The organism is Olleya sp. Hel_I_94 (assembly GCF_007827365.1).
Lineage (GTDB): Bacteria > Bacteroidota > Bacteroidia > Flavobacteriales > Flavobacteriaceae > Olleya.
On sequence record NZ_VISI01000002.1, the window covers coordinates 1,101,409 to 1,118,357 of the forward strand.

16 protein-coding genes are annotated in these 16,949 nt (G+C 31.9%); 7 read left to right on the top strand and 9 right to left on the bottom strand.

Annotation, left to right across the window (positions count from 1 at the left end; genetic code table 11):
- Positions 1-56 precede the first annotated feature (56 nt).
- The 5 genes from JM82_RS08035 (at position 57) to JM82_RS08055 (ending at position 6,011) form a co-directional block, all read left to right on the top strand.
- Entirely contained in the window at positions 57-3,269 is a 3,213-nt protein-coding gene (locus JM82_RS08035; RefSeq protein WP_145002209.1) for a VPS10 domain-containing protein, read from the top strand.
- 73 nt (positions 3,270-3,342) lie between these two features.
- On the top strand, positions 3,343-3,975 hold the full coding sequence (locus JM82_RS08040; RefSeq protein WP_145002211.1) for a YceI family protein: 633 nt from the start codon (positions 3,343-3,345) through the stop codon (positions 3,973-3,975).
- A 66-nt stretch (positions 3,976-4,041) separates the two neighbouring features.
- Complete coding sequence (locus tag JM82_RS08045) at positions 4,042-4,599, top strand: superoxide dismutase family protein (RefSeq protein WP_145002213.1); 558 nt, start codon at positions 4,042-4,044, stop codon at positions 4,597-4,599.
- Between the two features lie 85 nt (positions 4,600-4,684).
- Positions 4,685-5,212, top strand: coding sequence for an RNA polymerase sigma factor (locus tag JM82_RS08050; RefSeq protein ID WP_145002215.1), 528 nt, complete (start codon positions 4,685-4,687; stop codon positions 5,210-5,212).
- Position 5,213: 1 nt separating this feature from the next.
- Positions 5,214-6,011 carry an anti-sigma factor domain-containing protein gene (locus JM82_RS08055; protein WP_145002217.1) on the top strand — a complete coding sequence of 266 codons (798 nt, stop codon included), beginning with the start codon at positions 5,214-5,216 and terminating at the stop codon, positions 6,009-6,011.
- A 565-nt stretch (positions 6,012-6,576) separates the two neighbouring features.
- Here JM82_RS08055 and JM82_RS08060 read toward each other — a convergent pair.
- The 4 genes from JM82_RS08060 to JM82_RS08075 all read right to left on the bottom strand — a co-directional run bounded on the left by JM82_RS08060 (position 6,577) and on the right by JM82_RS08075 (position 11,437).
- Positions 6,577-8,805, bottom strand: coding sequence for a TonB-dependent receptor (locus JM82_RS08060; protein ID WP_145002219.1), 2,229 nt, complete (start codon positions 8,803-8,805; stop codon positions 6,577-6,579).
- Positions 8,806-8,815: 10 nt separating this feature from the next.
- Positions 8,816-10,099, bottom strand: a complete 1,284-nt coding sequence (locus JM82_RS08065; RefSeq protein WP_145002221.1) for a tetratricopeptide repeat protein — start codon at positions 10,097-10,099, stop codon at positions 8,816-8,818.
- Positions 10,100-10,196: 97 nt separating this feature from the next.
- Positions 10,197-10,763, bottom strand: coding sequence for a DUF4331 family protein (locus JM82_RS08070; protein WP_145002223.1), 567 nt, complete (start codon positions 10,761-10,763; stop codon positions 10,197-10,199).
- A 26-nt stretch (positions 10,764-10,789) separates the two neighbouring features.
- Positions 10,790-11,437, bottom strand: coding sequence for a DUF4331 family protein (locus JM82_RS08075; protein ID WP_145002225.1), 648 nt, complete (start codon positions 11,435-11,437; stop codon positions 10,790-10,792).
- A 156-nt stretch (positions 11,438-11,593) separates the two neighbouring features.
- Between JM82_RS08075 and JM82_RS08080 the strand changes: the two genes are divergently transcribed.
- Positions 11,594-12,775, top strand: a complete 1,182-nt coding sequence (locus tag JM82_RS08080; RefSeq protein WP_145002227.1) for an LETM1-related biofilm-associated protein — start codon at positions 11,594-11,596, stop codon at positions 12,773-12,775.
- Between the two features lie 3 nt (positions 12,776-12,778).
- Here JM82_RS08080 and JM82_RS08085 read toward each other — a convergent pair whose 3' ends face one another.
- Genes JM82_RS08085 through JM82_RS08100 form a run of 4 tightly spaced genes read right to left on the bottom strand, consistent with a single transcriptional unit; the run spans position 12,779 to position 15,928 of the window.
- The gene (locus tag JM82_RS08085) at positions 12,779-13,534 is read right to left on the bottom strand and encodes a LytR/AlgR family response regulator transcription factor (protein ID WP_145002229.1); all 756 of its coding nucleotides are present in this window, start codon (positions 13,532-13,534) and stop codon (positions 12,779-12,781) included.
- A 59-nt stretch (positions 13,535-13,593) separates the two neighbouring features.
- Complete coding sequence (locus JM82_RS08090) at positions 13,594-13,941, bottom strand: 2TM domain-containing protein (RefSeq protein ID WP_145002231.1); 348 nt, start codon at positions 13,939-13,941, stop codon at positions 13,594-13,596.
- An 11-nt stretch (positions 13,942-13,952) separates the two neighbouring features.
- Positions 13,953-15,299 carry a 2TM domain-containing protein gene (locus tag JM82_RS08095; RefSeq protein ID WP_145002233.1) on the bottom strand — a complete coding sequence of 449 codons (1,347 nt, stop codon included), beginning with the start codon at positions 15,297-15,299 and terminating at the stop codon, positions 13,953-13,955.
- Positions 15,300-15,301: 2 nt separating this feature from the next.
- On the bottom strand, positions 15,302-15,928 hold the full coding sequence (locus JM82_RS08100) for a hypothetical protein (protein ID WP_145002235.1): 627 nt from the start codon (positions 15,926-15,928) through the stop codon (positions 15,302-15,304).
- Between the two features lie 173 nt (positions 15,929-16,101).
- On the opposite strand from JM82_RS08100, the gene JM82_RS08105 reads away from it, so the two are divergent.
- Entirely contained in the window at positions 16,102-16,608 is a 507-nt protein-coding gene (locus JM82_RS08105; RefSeq protein ID WP_145002237.1) for a 3'-5' exonuclease, read from the top strand.
- Positions 16,609-16,622: 14 nt separating this feature from the next.
- Here JM82_RS08105 and JM82_RS08110 read toward each other — a convergent pair whose 3' ends face one another.
- Positions 16,623-16,910, bottom strand: coding sequence for a hypothetical protein (locus tag JM82_RS08110; RefSeq protein WP_145002240.1), 288 nt, complete (start codon positions 16,908-16,910; stop codon positions 16,623-16,625).
- Positions 16,911-16,949: the final 39 nt, after the last annotated feature.

The following is a 16,949-nucleotide window of genomic DNA, read 5'->3' on the forward strand; positions in this document are numbered from 1 at the left end:
CTTAACAGCTTTTTAAGATTATGTTGTTTAACTTTATGCAAACTAATCGACCAAAAATGAAAAAACTATCCTTTACCCTCTTATTACTCTTCTGTATTACAGCGTTTTCGCAAGAATTCTCTATGGATTTAGTTAAAAACATGAAACCAAGAAACATTGGTCCAGGCGGAATGTCTGGTCGTGTTACAGCAATAGATGCTGTTCACGCTAATCCAGATATTATGTATGTTGGTACTGCTTCTGGTGGTTTATGGAAATCGACTTCTGGAGGTATAAAATGGGAACCTATATTTGAAAAAGAAGTCACAGCATCTGTTGGTGCAGTTGCCATACAACAATCTAATCCAAGTGTGATTTGGGTAGGTACTGGAGAAGGTAATCCTAGAAATAGCTTAAATGGTGGTTATGGAATCTATAAATCTTTAGACGCAGGAAAATCATGGACGCTTATGGGTTTAGAAAACACCAGACACATACATCGTGTGGTTATAGATCCTACAAATCCTAATATAGTGTATGCTGCTGCAATTGGTAGTCCATGGGGAGAACATCCAGAACGTGGTATTTTTAAAACTACAGATGGTGGTAAATCATGGAAAAAAATATTATTTGCCAATAACAAAACAGGAGCTGCAGATCTTGTTATGGATCCAACCAATCCTAACAAATTAATTGCTACACTTTGGGAGCATAAACGTGAGCCTTGGTTTTTTAAATCCGGAGGAACAGGTTCTGGATTGCATATTACACACGATGGTGGAGAAAATTGGACTAAAGTTACAGAAAAAGAAGGTTTCCCTAAAGGGGAATTAGGGCGTATTGGTGTCGCAATAGCTGCTAACAAACCTAATATTATCTATGCCTTGGTTGAAGCAAAAAAAAATGCACTTTACAGAAGTGATGATGGTGGGTTTAAATGGAAAAAAATAAATGATAAAAGTGATATTGGTAATAGACCCTTTTACTATTCTGAAATATATGTTGATCCACAAAACGAAAACAGAGTATATTCCGTTTACACTTATATTAATGTTAGTGAAGATGGTGGTAAAAACTTTACACAGTTAATGCCTGCTTATGGTGCTAACAATGGAGTCCATCCTGACCATCATGCTTGGTGGATACATCCTACAAATGGTAATTTTATGATTGATGGTAATGATGGTGGATTAAATATTACTAAAGATGGTGGTAAAAACTGGCGTTTTGTTGGTAACCTTCCTGTTGCTCAATTTTACCATATTAATGTAGATAATGAATATCCATATAATGTGTATGGAGGTATGCAAGATAACGGATCATGGAGAGGTCCTGCTTATGTTTGGCGTGCACAAGGTATACGTAACAGCTATTGGCAAGAGATTAGTTTTGGAGATGGTTTTGATGTGGTACCAGATAAAGACGATTCGCGTTACGGTTGGACCATGAGTCAACAAGGCTCTGTTAGCAGATATGATTGGCAAACAGGTAATAATTATACTATACAACCAACACATCCAGATAAAGATGTTACCTTAAGATTTAATTGGAATAGCGCAATAAACATTGACCCTTTTAGCAATAATACTATTTATTTTGGAAGTCAGTTTGTACATAAATCTACAGACAAAGGATTAACATGGACAGTCATCTCACCTGATTTAACTACTAACGATCCTGAAAAATTAAAACAACATGAAAGTGGTGGCTTAACTATGGATGCTACAGGAGCAGAAAACCACTGTACTATTTTAGTAATAGAACCCTCTCCTGCAGAAAAAGATGTCTTTTGGGTTGGTACAGATGATGGTCGCGTGCATGTTACCACAAATGGAGGACAAAGCTATAACGACGTGTCAAATAATCTAAAAGGATTACCTAAAGGTAGTTGGATTGCACAAATAAAAGCTAGTAATAAAAATAAAGGTGAAGCTTTGCTTATCGCGAATGATTACAGACGTTTTAACTACACACCTTACGCTTATAAAACTACTAACTACGGTAAAACATGGGAGCGTATTGTAGACGAAAATGATGTTAAAAGTTACACCTTATCAATTATTGAAGATCTAGAAGAACCAAACTTACTATTTTTAGGTACAGATGATGGTTTATACGTATCTATAAACGCAGGTAATAATTGGACTAAATGGACGGAAGGTTTCCCTACTGTTTCTGTAAAAGACTTAGTAATCCATCCTAGAGAGCATGATTTAGTAATTGGGACTTTTGGACGTGCTGCTTGGGTTTTGGACGATATTAGACCATTACGTGCTATAGCAAAAAACAAACAAGTTATAGACAGTAAAATAACCCTATTCTCTCCTCCTATTGCCTATCAAGCAGCTTACCAACAACCAACAGGAAGTCGATTTGGTGCAGATGCTATGTTTAATGGAGATAACAGAGGTCGTGGTGCACAATTTACGTATTTGGTTAATCCTGTAAAAGCTTCAAAAGAAGAGAAAAATGAAGACGATGATGATAAAGCAAATGATTCTGATGCTGATGACGATAAAAATGAAATTAAATGGGATTCTATTTCATTAAAAATATACAATGGAGATAAGTTAATTAGAACCTTAAAACGTAAGGTTCCAGAAGATAAAGGATTACATAAATGGACTTGGTATATGGACGAAAAAGGTGGCGACAGACCATCAAGAACCGTTAGAAAAAGCTCTAGAGAATCTGGAGGTGTAGATGTAAAACCAGGTAACTACAAAGCTATTTTAGAATATGGTGACCAAACTTCAGAAACCATGATTTCTGTAGCGTCAGATCCAAGACTAGAAGTTTCTACCAAAAATACAGATGCTGTCTATGCTGCTTTAAAAGAGATTGAAAATATCCGTCAAATAGCTGCTGATGCCACTAAGCAATTAGCCGAAAATAAAAAGTTAGCTGAAAAATACAAAACAGAATTAACAGATTTAGATAAAGAAAAATATAAAGATGAAATAAAAGCCTCCAAAGACATAATTAAACAAATTGATGAATTATTAGATATTTACATTGGCAAACAAGATAAACGCCAAGGAATAACTAAAACTTTAGATGTTAGTGTAAATAACAGAATAGGTACTGCATCTTGGTATATAGCAACAAGACAAAATGGTTTAACTAGTACAGAAACCACCTTGTTACAACATGCTAAAGAAGATTTAAAATTAGCGTTAGAAAAAACAAACACCTTTTTTAATACTAACTTTAAACCCTATTATCAAAGCATTATTAAAATTAATATGACCAAAGGGATAGATGAAATTAAAACCTTTAGTTTAGATTAATTGTTTGTAAATTACAACAGTAAAATTACGTACCTAACACTATAATAATTACGAAAAAAAATAAATTTTTAAAATGAAAAAAATAACAAAATTAGTATTGGCATTATCTCTTGTTTTTGCTGTAAGTTGTAAAGACGACACTAAAACTTCTGATACTAAAAAAGAAACAACTGAGTCTGTAGCAAAAACTGAAAAATTTGTTGTAAAACCAGAAGGAACAACAGTAAAATGGACTGCTTACAAAACGACTGAAAAAGTTCCTGTTGGTGGACAGTTTGTCACTTTAAATTTTGATGAAAAAGCTGGAGATTCTCCACAGGATGCATTAAACAATTTAAACTTTTCTATTCCAATTAGTGGATTATTTACAGACAACGACGCAAGAGATTTAAAGTTAAAAACTTCATTTTTTGGAGAGATGTTAAATCCTGAATTTATAAAAGGAACGATTAAACATATAGATAACAAATACATTGCTTCTATTACCATGAATGGTGTCACTAATGACTTACCATTAGAAGTAAAAATCACGGATGAAAGACGTGTAGCCATGTCTGCGACAATGCAATTAAAAGATTGGGATGCCTTAGGTGCTTTAAGTATTTTAAATAAAGTTTGTTTTGATTTACACAAAGGTTCAGATGGTGTTAGTAAAACATGGGAAGACGTTTCAATAGAAATCAACACTTTTTTAAGAAAAAACTAATAGTATTTTATTATATTAGTAAAAAAGCAGTTTGACAGAGCTACTTAACTTAAAAATCTAAATAAAATGAAAAAAATATCATTACTACTATTAGTGTTAACTTTTGCAGTATTTATAAGCTGTAAAGAAGACAAAACACAACCTGAAACTGAAAAAACCGTAGCCGAAACAGCAAAAAAGGTTAAACTAAAATTAGAATCTAAAAGCGGAAGCAATGTTACAGGTAATGCTGTATTTACAGAAGAAGATGACCAAATTAAATTTACCGCAATGCTTAGTGGTTTAGAGCCAGGAATACACGCTATCCATATTCATGAAAAAGCAGATTGTTCTTCAGATGACGGAAAATCTACAGGTGGACACTGGAATCCTACAGGAGCACCTCACGGAAAATGGGGAAGTAAAGCTGGATACCATAAAGGCGACATTGGTAATTTACAAGCAGACGTTAATGGTCATGCAACAATAATGCTAAAAACAGATGAGTGGTGTATTGGATGTGGTGACGAGAACAAAGACATATTAGGTAAAGCAATAATTGTACATGCTGGTACAGATGACTTTACAACACAACCAACAGGAGATGCTGGTGGACGTGTAAGTTGTGGAGGGATCATTAAGTAATCCACAATAGCAATAGATTAAAAAAAATCGCTTTTAAGCGATTTTTTTATGTTTTTTATTATACTTTAGTTCAAGATATTTTTATATGGATATAGACAATTTAGTAGTTCAATTTAAGAAGAAAGACGAAAAGGCTTTTGAAAAATTATACGATATGTACAAAGATAGTATGCATGGTATAATTTATAATATAGTTAGAGATAATGACATTGCAGAAGAAATCATGCAAGACGTATTTATCAAAGCTTGGCATAAAGCCGATAGTTATGACGTTAAAAAAGGTCGTTTCTTTACTTGGTTAATAAATATTGCTAGAAATGCAGCAATAGATAAAACTAGATCTAAGTCCTTTAAAAACTCGGGTAAAAACCTTAACTCTGATTTTTTCGTAGATATTATCCAGTCGCATGATAGTTTAGACGATAGTACTGATGCTATAGGCATCAAGAAATTTGTAGATAAATTAGCTAAAAAGTGCATTGAAGTGATTGAGCTATTATACTTTAAAGGGTTTACACAAAAAGAAGCCTCAGAAGAGTTAGACATGCCAATTGGGACGATTAAGACTAGGAATAGAAATTGTATTAAAGAATTAAGAGAAGCTGTACTATAATATGAACATTAACGACTATATAAACTCAGGAATATTAGAACTGTACGTTGCTGGACAGCTTTCTGAAAAAGAAAGTAGTGAAGTATATGATCTAATGTTGAAACATCCCGAAGTCCTAAAAGAAGTTTTAGAGATAGAGGCTGCTATAGTTAAATTAACTGCAAGTGTCTCTCCAAAAAAAGATATCGCTTTTAATACTATAAAAGGTAGATTAAACAACAATACAGATAGTAAGGTTATTAGTTTAAACAAACCTAAAACCCAATGGTTAAATTATTCTGGTTGGGCAGCTGCTGTTGTTTTAGCAGGTGGATTAATTTGGACAATAAATCAAAAATCTGATTTAGAAAACCAAATACAAACGGTTAACACTGAAAAAGACTTTTTAGAAATCCAAATGGAAACTTCTAAAACTGATTTAGCAGAAACTAAAAACTTATTAAATATAATTAGAGATAAGAGCATTATTAATATACCATTAGAAGGTCAAGCTGCAGCTCCTGGAGCTTTTGCTAATGTGTATTGGGACAAAAAAGATGACACAGTCTATTTAGACTTACAAGGTTTACCAGAGCCTCCAGAAGGTAAAGTATACCAAGTCTGGTCTTTAACTTTAAACCCTCTAACACCAACTAGTTTAGGTACTATTGACGATTTTATACAAGATGACAATAAGATTTTTAAACTTAAAAATGCTAATCAATCACAAGCATTTGGTATAACGTTAGAGCCAGCTGGAGGAAGTCCTTCTCCAACATTAGAGCAGTTATATACTTTAGGTGCTTTGGCATCCTTATAAGATTATAAATCACTTACAAAAAAGACACCTATTAGGTGTCTTTTTTTTTGCTTTACTATATCAAACTAATTTATACAGTATCATACACTTGAGCTTGTTTATTATTTAAAAATGATAGCCATTTGCTAATAAATAATAATCTAATGAAACATAAGCAAACAGATATAAGCTTTTGTGATTTTAAATGCCCTAAATAAGCGCCTAATTACAATGTTTAATAATTAAATATAAAGCCTTAATGTGATAAATCTATGTCTAAGTAACATTGCTTACAGTTTAGGCATAATCTATTACTTTTAATAATGAATTACGTAAACCACTACTCTAGTAATTAGTAATCCCTAATACTTTAAACATAATGTTCTATTTAGATGAATTATAAACATGATATAAAAAAGAAAGCGTTTGATAATAAATTATCAAACGCTTTCAAAACAAACTAACAAAAAACAAACCTTACTTTTTCATAGCATTTAAATTAATGTTAGTTGTGCAATTAATTGTTTCCCTTAAACTGATTGCAACTATACTTACGTAATTATAATGAGTAAGGTTTTATTTATTTTTAAAACGTGTAACTTAATGTCGTTTTAAAGTTAAAAGGTGTTCCAGGTGTAAAGTGAATCTCTTCCACTGGATCAACTTCATTTTGTAATCTTGACTCGGTTAAAAATTGAGTTTCTTTCCAATCTGTATCCAATACATTTTCAATACTAACACCTAATCTCCAGTGTTTGTTAAACGCATAGTTAACATTTAAATCTGTTACAAAATAGCCTTCTGCTTGCACACTATTATCTTCATTTGCAGGTCTATCATCTACGTATCTGTAGTTAATTCCACCTGAAAAATTATTTAAATCTTTAAAAGATAAACCTCCTACTAATGTAAAATCTAGTGCTAATGGTATATAATCGTTTCCGTTGTCTTCTTCCAAACTTCTTGCTCTGGTAAGTGTAGCATCTGTATTAAAGTAAATATTATCTGTTAATTGGTATCTAACTCCAAAATCTACTCCATAACGTTCAGATTTTCCGCTAGGCTCAATAATTCCTGCATCTCCAACGTAAACAAATTCTTCTTCAGAAAACAAGTACCATAAAGCTGTATTAATAACTAACTTTTCTGTTGGTTTCCAAATGTTTCCTAAATCTAATCCATAAGCTTTTGGTAAAGCGTTATCTATTTCTTGATTTAAAACCACTCTAGAATCGTTTGAGTGAAATCCAATTCCGGATTTAACAAACCAGTGCACATTATTATTTTGATTATACTCAATACTTAATTTTGGTAAAATAGCGACTTCACTATCAGTAAGGTTAGAGTATGTTGGACTTAATTGGTCTTGGTACTGAAATTTAATATATTCTAGACGTAAAGCTGGTGTAATTTTAACTTTACCTAAATCAATTTCAGCATTAAAAAACCCATATAAATTACGTTGATTAACATTACCCAATTGAATATTTTCTAAGGTTTGTTTTCTATTTAAAGTATGCGATAACTCAATATCACTAACATCGTCATATCTTAAACCAACACCAGAATTATAAGTAATATCAAACGTATCGTAGTTTTTATTTTTTTTAAACTGTGTATTAAATCCAAAAATATTGCGCGCTTCTTTTTGCTTTATTTGATCTCCATTTATTGGGTCTTCTAAAAAGAAAGTGAAGTTAGAATATAGCTCAAAATTGTAGTTAGAGTAAAAAGCATTACTCTGCATAGACACGTCGTTATCTAATATTGTACTGTATTGTACATTAAGGTTAGTACGATTGGTGTTACCTCCTTCTGTATCGTCCACAGCTCCAAAATTGGAAAGCGTTCCGTTATCCACTAATCGTTGAGGGATTTGACCTGATGCATCCCATTGACTTGTAAAGTGGCTAAGGGTTACTCCTATTTTAGAATCATTATTTAAATAGGCATTAAACTTACTTACAATATTTAATCTATCAAAATTTTGAGGCGATTCAAAAGGTCCATCAGTCTCAATATACTCTACAGCTACATATGCATTCTGAGAGGATTTGTTTTCTAGAAGATTAAACATTCCTAAAGTTCTTAACGAATTAAATTGACCTGCTGAAAAACTAATTAAGTTATCCTCTAACTTATCTTTTGTTTTAAAATCTACAAATCCAGCTGTATTAAAATCACCATGATTTGCATAATATGGACCTTTACCAAAATTGATTGTGTTTATAGTTTCTGGAATTAAAAAATGCAAGTCACTATAGCCTTGACCATGTGCATGAGATACCATGTTTACTGGCATACCATCTACTGACAAACCAACATCTGTACCATGGTCGACATCAAAACCTCTTAAAAATATTTGTTCTGCTTTACCTCCACCTGCATGTTGACCAATTATTAAACCTGGTACTTTTCTTAAAATTTCTTGTGATGAGTTAATTGGACTTGTTGCCAAATCTATTTTAATCATACTATTCATTACATCTATTGGCTCTGACAAAACTAACTCGTCTAAAACAAATGCTTTAGCCTCTAAATTTATTGTAAATGTATTGTCTAAAAGTGATTGCGTTAAAACAAGTGTTTTCTTTTGATAACCTAATAAACCAACCATTAGGCTATCACCTACTTTTGTTTTATTGATTACAAACTGTCCAAATTGATTGGTATGTGCGTGTTCTTTTGAGGTTTGATTATACACATAAGCAGTTTCTAAAGGTTGGTTATTATCCATAACATACCCTTTAACTGTTTGTGCATTTGCTGTTAAAACAACACCTAAAAATGCTAAATAAGTGATTATACTTTTCATTATCTAAATACTATAATTGGTTTACTACTTTGGTGGTTAATGGACCTAACTCATAACTACTTTCTTGTAATTCTTTTTTAAGTTCAGCTACTTCTTTTAATTTACCATTAGCTTTATATATTGCTGCAATATGGTATTGTGCTTCTGGCTCAAAAGTTTGTCCTAAAACGTATTGCTCTGCTATTGTTAATGCTTTTTTAACGTCACCATTGTTATAATAACTCCAAGCTAGTAGATCATAAGATAATGGCGTTGGTCTATTTTCTACTTCAATTTTAGCTAAAGTAATGGCTTTTTCGTTTTTAGTATCTGCTAATATTTTTGAAGAATACACATTATACATATCGCCATAATCCTTATTATCAATAGCTTCAAAATAACTAGCTAAATACTTGTTTTTAGCGTCTATATTATTTTCATATTCTGCAATTTCTGCTTTAAACAATAAATAGTCTGGAGCATTATGTAATTGCGTGATAGCATCTAAAATACGGTTAGCTTCTGAAGCATTTTTTTCGTGAGAATACACAATCCAAGCAATACCTTTTTTAGCATAAGCATCATCAGGATTTAAGGCTAAAGATTTTAAATAGTAGTTATACGATTTTTCTATTTGACCATCATGACCATAAAAATCGGCAAGGTTAGTATAAGACCATTCCATTAAATTATCCAATTTAGAAGACTCTGCTTTTAACGTTGCACGCTCTAAATAATTAATTGCTGAAGCTAAGTCGCCTTTATAATCGCTCCATTTTGACAATCTGATTAGGTATCCAAAATCGTTTAAATCCTTAACGTCCTCTAGATAATTTTTGGCGATACCAAAATCTCCTAACTCCATATGTACATCAAAAAGCATTTTTTTAGTACCATTTAGATTTTGACCGTTTTCTTCAGCTTTAATAAGCAATTCTAAAGCTTGCTTAAATTTATGTTGAGAAATATAATTACGTGCTAAGGCTCTTAAATGTCCAGCCGAATTATATTGTGTTTGTTCATTTAATGTAATTAGTGATTGCTCTGCAGATTTTAAATGTTTGATGTTTCCTGTAGATTTAAACAATCTTGATTCTGCTCCTGCAATTTGAGATAAGTAAGAGAATTGATTTGGAGTAGCCTCTAATTTTTTAGTCCAGAAATTATAATCTGAAGTTGCATTAATGGTTTCTGTATTAGTTTGTAAAGTTAAAAACTGATTGTAATCCTCTGGATTAGTTATTGTTTTTGTTTTTTCTGAACAACTAGTTGCCATAATTATAACAAGTAGCAGCATGTATAGTTTAGTGTTCATAATCGTGTTGTTTTATTGTTTTGTTTGTTTGAAAAGGGAATTGGCGAAAATAAAAAACCTAGAGTACTATTTATAATACTCTAGGTTAAATTTTAGTCTACCAAGGAGACGCTAAATAAGGGAAAGATGTAGAAAATGCTTTATCATTTGCATCTACATTATCATTAGATAGTGTTGGATTTTCGCTAAAATCCTCACCACCAAAGATTAATAATAATTCTACAGTAATAACATCATCTGCTAAAGTACGTCCTGTTAAAACATTTGTACCATCATAAAAAGTTGTTGTTCCGTCTAAAGACACATTAAGTACATCTGTTGCAAGTAAACCTGTAAAAGATGGAGCATCTAAACCTAGTGCATTTGCATCTCCTGGGTTAGCATACGCTGGACTTAATCCTGTTAAGTTAGTCTCAAACATACTTTGGAACGCTGCATTTTGGCTACTTGGTACTGTTGTGTTAAACATATCTTTAGATCCTGAAGACACAAATACTGTATTTACAGCAGGACGTCCCATTTGATCTTGTTGAGTGTAAACTCCTGTAAAGTCAGGTCCAGAAGGTCCTGTAGGTCCTACTACAGCAGCATCGTCATCATTAGAGCAATTAAAGGCTACTAAGGTTACAAGAAGCACAGTAAATATATTTTTTAAATTTTTCATAATTTGTAAGTTTTAAAAGTTTGTTATTATTTAGACTTAGATTCTACCCAAGTATTAATTGTTCCTGATCCACCAATCATAGATTTTGGTACCTCAACTACAATTGACATTACATTAGTTCCAGCAAATGTGTCTGTTCCTGGATTATTAAATCCTGGAGCTGTACCACCAATAATTGCTGTGTACTGATTAAAATCGAAGAAAAACGGGTCATCTCTTGGTCCTGCAAAAGCAGAAATCCCTGCAGTAGTTTGCACTATTGGAGACGTACCGTAAGATGTAATATCTACTATTGTTTGTGGTCCTGATCCAATAACTGTACTACTTAATCCTGTTGTACCTGGAGCAACTGGTCCAAAAAAGTACATTTTACCATCTCTTGGTAAAGCTTGGATTACTAAATCTTCAACATTGTCTCCAGTGTTGTCAATGTTAAATTCAATCATTACGTTTTCGTCAAAACTAGCACTTCCTGTTGCTGCTGGACTTAAAAGACCTTGTACATTGGCAACAAAAACTAAGTTGTCTGTGTTTTCTCCCTGAAAAGCGTAAAAATCTGTGATATCACTTGTACCACCTTGTACAGCTGGAGCATCAATGTGATCCGCTGATAAGAAGAAGAAACTTGCTGCTGCAAATACACCTACTCCTAAAATAAATTTGAAATTTTTCATAATGTTTTTGAGATTTTTTGTTAATTATTATTTTTGGTTCTCGCAGACACTTACGCAACTTTTGTAATGTTGGTTTTATAAATTTTCTGTAAAAGAGAAAAAAAGACATAAAATAATTTTAAAAAAGTATCTTTGGCACCATAATTAAATAGAACCATGAACCCATCTGCTTCAGGCTGGATTAAAAAACTTATTAACGAGCTAAAACCTCATGAGCTCTTTAAAGACAACGACTTAGAAGTGTATTACAGACACTTTAGAGACTGTGGTTTTATATACGGAAGTAATGTAACTGTTGTAAATAATTGGACTAAAAATAAAGATTATAGTTCTGACGAAATTTGTAAAATAAATTTGGTTATTGCCTTATTAATTACCTACACTAACCACAATACGACCAACGATTTTTATACCGAAGTTGCTAATTTTTATAATACTACTAATAAAGAAAGAATCTCTTTTTTACAAGGAATTATTGGATCTAAGGATGTAAAAGATCAAGCAGAACGTATTATAAATAAACGCGTACAAATAGATGATAATCTAATAGACAAAAGTTTTAATTACTTTATAACTAATGCCTTACTATTTGTAGACGTTTTAGCTTTTAGAACCTATTTAAAAACTGGAAGAGTTGATGATGATGTTATTAAACAATATGAAGCGATTATAGAAAGTATAGTTTTAAACACTTTAAATAGTAAAAAAGTAAAATCCGATTACGATAAAAGTTTAATTAATTTGTTTGAGCAGTCTTTGCGTTACCAACGCGACAGTGTCTTACTTTATAGTGAAGCTACAAACTTAGTCGATACCAATTTATTTGCACGCTACTGTTTGGATCTAGCTGCTATGGCTACGTGGACTGATGCCAAATTAGATAATGAGGAAGAATCTTTTTTAAATACCTTAGGTGAAAAACTTAATTTAACACAACATCAATCAGATGAAGCTTCAAAAACTATTGAGGACTTTTATAAAAATTACAGAGAAAAAGTACCACTTTTAGGATCTAAAAACATTGTAAAAACGTTTTATGATAACTCTACCAATATGGTATTAAAGTTAATTAAACGAAACAGTAAAAAACTAACTCAAGAGCTTTTAGAAAGTAAAGAATTACTAATTTTACTTACACAGTCTACAGTAAGAGATTTGACTAAGGACGAACAAAAAAAAGTACAAGATCAACTTTTAGATGTTTTTAAATCTATACCAAGTCTAGCCATTTTTATATTACCTGGTGGTGCACTACTGTTGCCTTTAGTCGTTAAATTTATCCCTAAATTATTACCAAGCGCTTTTGATGATAATAGGATTGAAGACGAAGAAGAGTAACCACTACTCCAACCATTCTTTAAAATCCTTTACACGCTCTCTGGCTACAATAACCTCATCTTCATTATAGTGATTAAGTTTAATTTGTAAACGCGAGTTGGTGTAGCTAATAATGTCTTTAATAGCATTAATATTTATAAAAAACTTTCGGTTTGTCCTAAAAAAGGTCTCAGGTTCTAATTCGTTTACTAATGCCTCAAGGGTTGTATCTAAAAGGTAATTTCGACCTTCAGTAGTATATAAATAGGTTCCTTTGTTTTCGCTGTAAAAGCACTCTACATCATCAATGTTCACCAATTTTAAATGTTGTCCTACTTTAACAGAAAATCGTTTTTTGTAAACCCTATCAATTGGATTAACCAATAGTTTTTTGATATCCTCAAAGTCTAAGGCGATATTAGTTTTCTGCGGAAGCCTAGTTTTATATTTTGCAACAGCAGTTTCTAAATCCTCATCATCAATAGGTTTTAACAAGTAATCAATACTGTTTAACTTAAACGCTTGCAAAGCATACTCGTCATAGGCAGTTGTAAAAATAATAGCCGACTTTACCTCAACTTGATCAAAGATTTCAAAAGACAACCCATCGCTAAGCTGTATGTCCAAAAATATTAAATCAGGATGTGGATTGGTATTAAACCATTGGATTGATTCTTCTACGGAATGCAACATCGTTTCGGTAGTAATATCAATACTTTCTAGCATACGTTTTAAACGTCTTGCAGATGGTTTTTCATCTTCTATAATTATCACTTTCATTGGTACTATAATTTGGTTGGTTAGTTGATATTAAGTGTTGTTTATTGACTAATAATTGGTTATTCCCAACGTTTATTTTCTTTTTCTTTGTTCATATACTTTTCAATTTTACGTTGTTCCCAGTTTTTACCAAACAAATAATCTGTACCAAAAACACCTAAAAAATGAAATATTAAACCAATTCCCCAAAATATTGGAGTAGACCAAACTGCCATACTTAAAAACGGTTGCCCAGATTGCTTATATATTAGTAACATTATAAAAATATTAACCACAATATAAATGGCTAAATGCCAATAAAAGCCAACAATTTTTTCTACTTTTTTCTTTGCTCTTAAGTAAGCTTCTTCCTTTTCATATCTAGCCTGTTGGTTTTCTTCTAGATACGTATCAATATCATTTTTCATTGTAATATATTTTAGTTCCAACGTTGTTGGTTATCTTCTTCCATAAACTTTTTAATCTTTTTGTCTTCCCAAGATTTACCTAACACACCATCGTTTACAAAGACTTTATAAGCATGAAATGATAGTCCAACTGCCCAACCAAACATTGGAAAGAAAAACCATTTGTAGTCCCAACTGGTTTTATAATTTATAAATATTAAAAACGGGATGACTATACAATATGAAATTAGGTTGTAATAAAATTCTTTTAACTCTTCCACATGTTTACGTGCTCTTACATATGAGTCGTCTAATTGTTGTTTTGGTATTGGTTTCATAACTGATACTTCTTTACTTAGCATAGGTATTGCCACTATAAAGCTAGCTGTATTCTGGCTAATACTTACGCGTTTATTGGTTAATAATTGGTAGCGTTGTTTGATGTTTTCTAATCCCACACCACTACTCTTTTTTACTATTTGTTTAGGTTGTAAATTGTTTTCTACAACTAGGTTTTGATCGGTTTCATAAATTTTAATATGTAACGGTTTACTGCTAGTTACAATATTATGTTTTACTGCATTTTCTAGCAATAACTGCAATGCTAGTGGTACGACTTTACTTTCTGGATCCTTAGCTTGATCTGGTATATCAAAAATAATACTGTCTTCAAATCGCATTTTAAGCAAAGACATATAGGTTTTAGCAAATTGCAACTCTTCATCAACGGTTACTAATTCTTTGTTTTTTTGTTCTAAAACGTAACGGTAAACTTTAGATAAACTAGTGGTAAACTTTTGAGCGCTATTTGGGTTTTCTTCAATTAAACTAGTTAATACATTTAAGCTATTAAACAAAAAATGAGGATCTAATTGGTTTTTTAATGCATCAAACTTTGCGCTTGCAGTACCTGCAATTACTTTTTGTTCTTTTACTTTATTTTCTTGCAAATGCTTTAAGTAAAAAAAGATGTAATATCCTGCAGTTACTGTTATAGCTATGGTTAACGAAAACCAATAATACACTAACTTATCTTCCTTTAAAAAGTCCATTAATGCTCCACCATATATGACAACATTAATAAATAATCTTAAAAAGAAAATGGCAACAACAGATATAACTACAGACGCTAAAGCTGCTAGAATTAAGTTTTTAATTTTAAACAGATTTGCTTTATGCTTTTGCAGCATATACGTTACAAAATAAGCGTTAGACAAGTGCAACACTACAGCATACATTTGATTGTACACAAAATCTAGTAGCAACTCTTGATTGGCTTGTATTGTAGAACCGTTAAGATACATAATCACGATTCTAACCAAAAACACAAGCACACCTACTATAAATGCTTTACCTAATTCTTTAAAAAATTTTGACATTATTATTCGTTACAGTCTTTAGTTAATTGTTCTGCACGCTCTTGTCCCCAATTTGGATCAAACGCAGTTTCTGGTTTAAAGTTAGCAAAAAGTTGCAGAGATTTTTCTATTTGCTCACAAAATGGCTTAGTATCTTTTCCAAAATATTTGGCAGTTCCCATATCCCATTCTGCCTTACTTAGCATAACTCTTGGATTATCAGGAGCTAATTTATATGCTTGTGCGTATAATGTGTTTATTTTACCTGATAAGGTCATTCCATAAGTTGCACCATCGCTAACCACATAAACCATATGCAACATGGCTTGCAATACCATTATTTCGGGATTATCTTTAGATATTGCGTTGGCATCATCCACAAAACCCTGTGCTTTTTTTAACTGAGCCTCTAAAACATCCTTTTGCTTTAGTTTAGAAAATCCATCCAAGATTAATACTTGTGCAGCATAATAGGATGGCAACCAATTGTCTGTTTCAGCAGTTGCAATACGCTCAAACATGTTTGAGGCTTGCGCGATTTCACCTTGTTTCCAAAGCTCAAATGCATTGTTCATTCCGCTTTCATAAGTGGTTTGTGCTTGAAGCATACTTGATGCTAATAATGCGATAATAATGGCTAGTTTATACATTTTAAAGTGTTTTATTGTTACAGGACAAATATCTTGTATAAACCCATCTTTTAAAAAAGGGAATCACCCAACTGTTATATTTTTAGGCTGAATTGTAATGGGTGTAATATTGATACTTTAATGAAGGTTTTATTCCTTGAAAAATTGAATTATCTTTACAAAAAACCTAATACATGACCTTTGCTGCAATAGATTTTGAAACTGCTAAAAGTCATCATATTTGTTCTGTTGGAATTGTAACGTTTAAAGATGGTGAAATTATAGAAGAGTTTCATGCATTAATACAACCGCCTAAAAACGAATACAATTACCACAACGTACAAGTACATGGTATTACAGAGGATGACACTAGGTTTTCGCCTAACTTCAAAGCTATTTATCCTGAGATTAAAAAAAGAATTTCGGGAATTACAACTGTAGCTCACAACGAGTCTTTTGACAGAACGGTTTTACTAAAAACGATGAGCGATTATAATATTCCGCATACTGATTTAGTCATGGAACAGCGTTGGGAATGTACTTTAAAACTATATCGCAATAAAGGTTATAAACCTGCTAAATTAGATGCTTGTTGTAAAGTGCACAATATTCCTTTAAAGCATCATGATGCTTTGTCAGACGCTAGAGCGTGTGGTAAATTATTTTTAATTGCTCAGTTTGAGTCTTTACCTTTATTTTAGATTACAAAACGTAACTAAGCGCGTGCTTTTTTTATTAATTTAATAACTATAAACGCTATTAAGGCTTGCATTAATGCGTTAACTATTACAACCAACCAAAACGAGTTTGTGCTTGATCTATAAATGCCATGTTCTGGAAACAAGCGATTAAATAAGGTTAACGGAAACGAAATAGCTTCATCAATTAAGCGTATTATAATACTATTGGGTTGCAAGACGTGTTCTGCTAGATAACTTATTGAAAACCCTAATGCTATATCTATAATAAATAGAATGATAAATAGTTTGACAAATAATTTCATGCTGTAAATTAATAAAAAAAATACTAACTAAAATATCAC

Excerpts from the sequence above, each read along its gene's own strand:
- JM82_RS08035 (WP_145002209.1), top strand. The coding sequence starts at position 57 with ATGAAAAAACTATCCTTTACCCTCTTATTACTCTTCTGTATTACAGCG.
- JM82_RS08040 (WP_145002211.1), top strand. The coding sequence starts at position 3,343 with ATGAAAAAAATAACAAAATTAGTATTGGCATTATCTCTTGTTTTTGCT.
- JM82_RS08045 (WP_145002213.1), top strand. The coding sequence starts at position 4,042 with ATGAAAAAAATATCATTACTACTATTAGTGTTAACTTTTGCAGTATTT.
- JM82_RS08050 (WP_145002215.1), top strand. The coding sequence starts at position 4,685 with ATGGATATAGACAATTTAGTAGTTCAATTTAAGAAGAAAGACGAAAAG.
- JM82_RS08055 (WP_145002217.1), top strand. The coding sequence starts at position 5,214 with ATGAACATTAACGACTATATAAACTCAGGAATATTAGAACTGTACGTT.
- JM82_RS08060 (WP_145002219.1), bottom strand. The coding sequence starts at position 8,805 with ATGAAAAGTATAATCACTTATTTAGCATTTTTAGGTGTTGTTTTAACA.
- JM82_RS08065 (WP_145002221.1), bottom strand. The coding sequence starts at position 10,099 with ATGAACACTAAACTATACATGCTGCTACTTGTTATAATTATGGCAACT.
- JM82_RS08070 (WP_145002223.1), bottom strand. The coding sequence starts at position 10,763 with ATGAAAAATTTAAAAAATATATTTACTGTGCTTCTTGTAACCTTAGTA.
- JM82_RS08075 (WP_145002225.1), bottom strand. The coding sequence starts at position 11,437 with ATGAAAAATTTCAAATTTATTTTAGGAGTAGGTGTATTTGCAGCAGCA.
- JM82_RS08080 (WP_145002227.1), top strand. The coding sequence starts at position 11,594 with ATGAACCCATCTGCTTCAGGCTGGATTAAAAAACTTATTAACGAGCTA.
- JM82_RS08085 (WP_145002229.1), bottom strand. The coding sequence starts at position 13,534 with ATGAAAGTGATAATTATAGAAGATGAAAAACCATCTGCAAGACGTTTA.
- JM82_RS08090 (WP_145002231.1), bottom strand. The coding sequence starts at position 13,941 with ATGAAAAATGATATTGATACGTATCTAGAAGAAAACCAACAGGCTAGA.
- JM82_RS08095 (WP_145002233.1), bottom strand. The coding sequence starts at position 15,299 with ATGTCAAAATTTTTTAAAGAATTAGGTAAAGCATTTATAGTAGGTGTG.
- JM82_RS08100 (WP_145002235.1), bottom strand. The coding sequence starts at position 15,928 with ATGTATAAACTAGCCATTATTATCGCATTATTAGCATCAAGTATGCTT.
- JM82_RS08105 (WP_145002237.1), top strand. The coding sequence starts at position 16,102 with ATGACCTTTGCTGCAATAGATTTTGAAACTGCTAAAAGTCATCATATT.
- JM82_RS08110 (WP_145002240.1), bottom strand. The coding sequence starts at position 16,910 with ATGAAATTATTTGTCAAACTATTTATCATTCTATTTATTATAGATATA.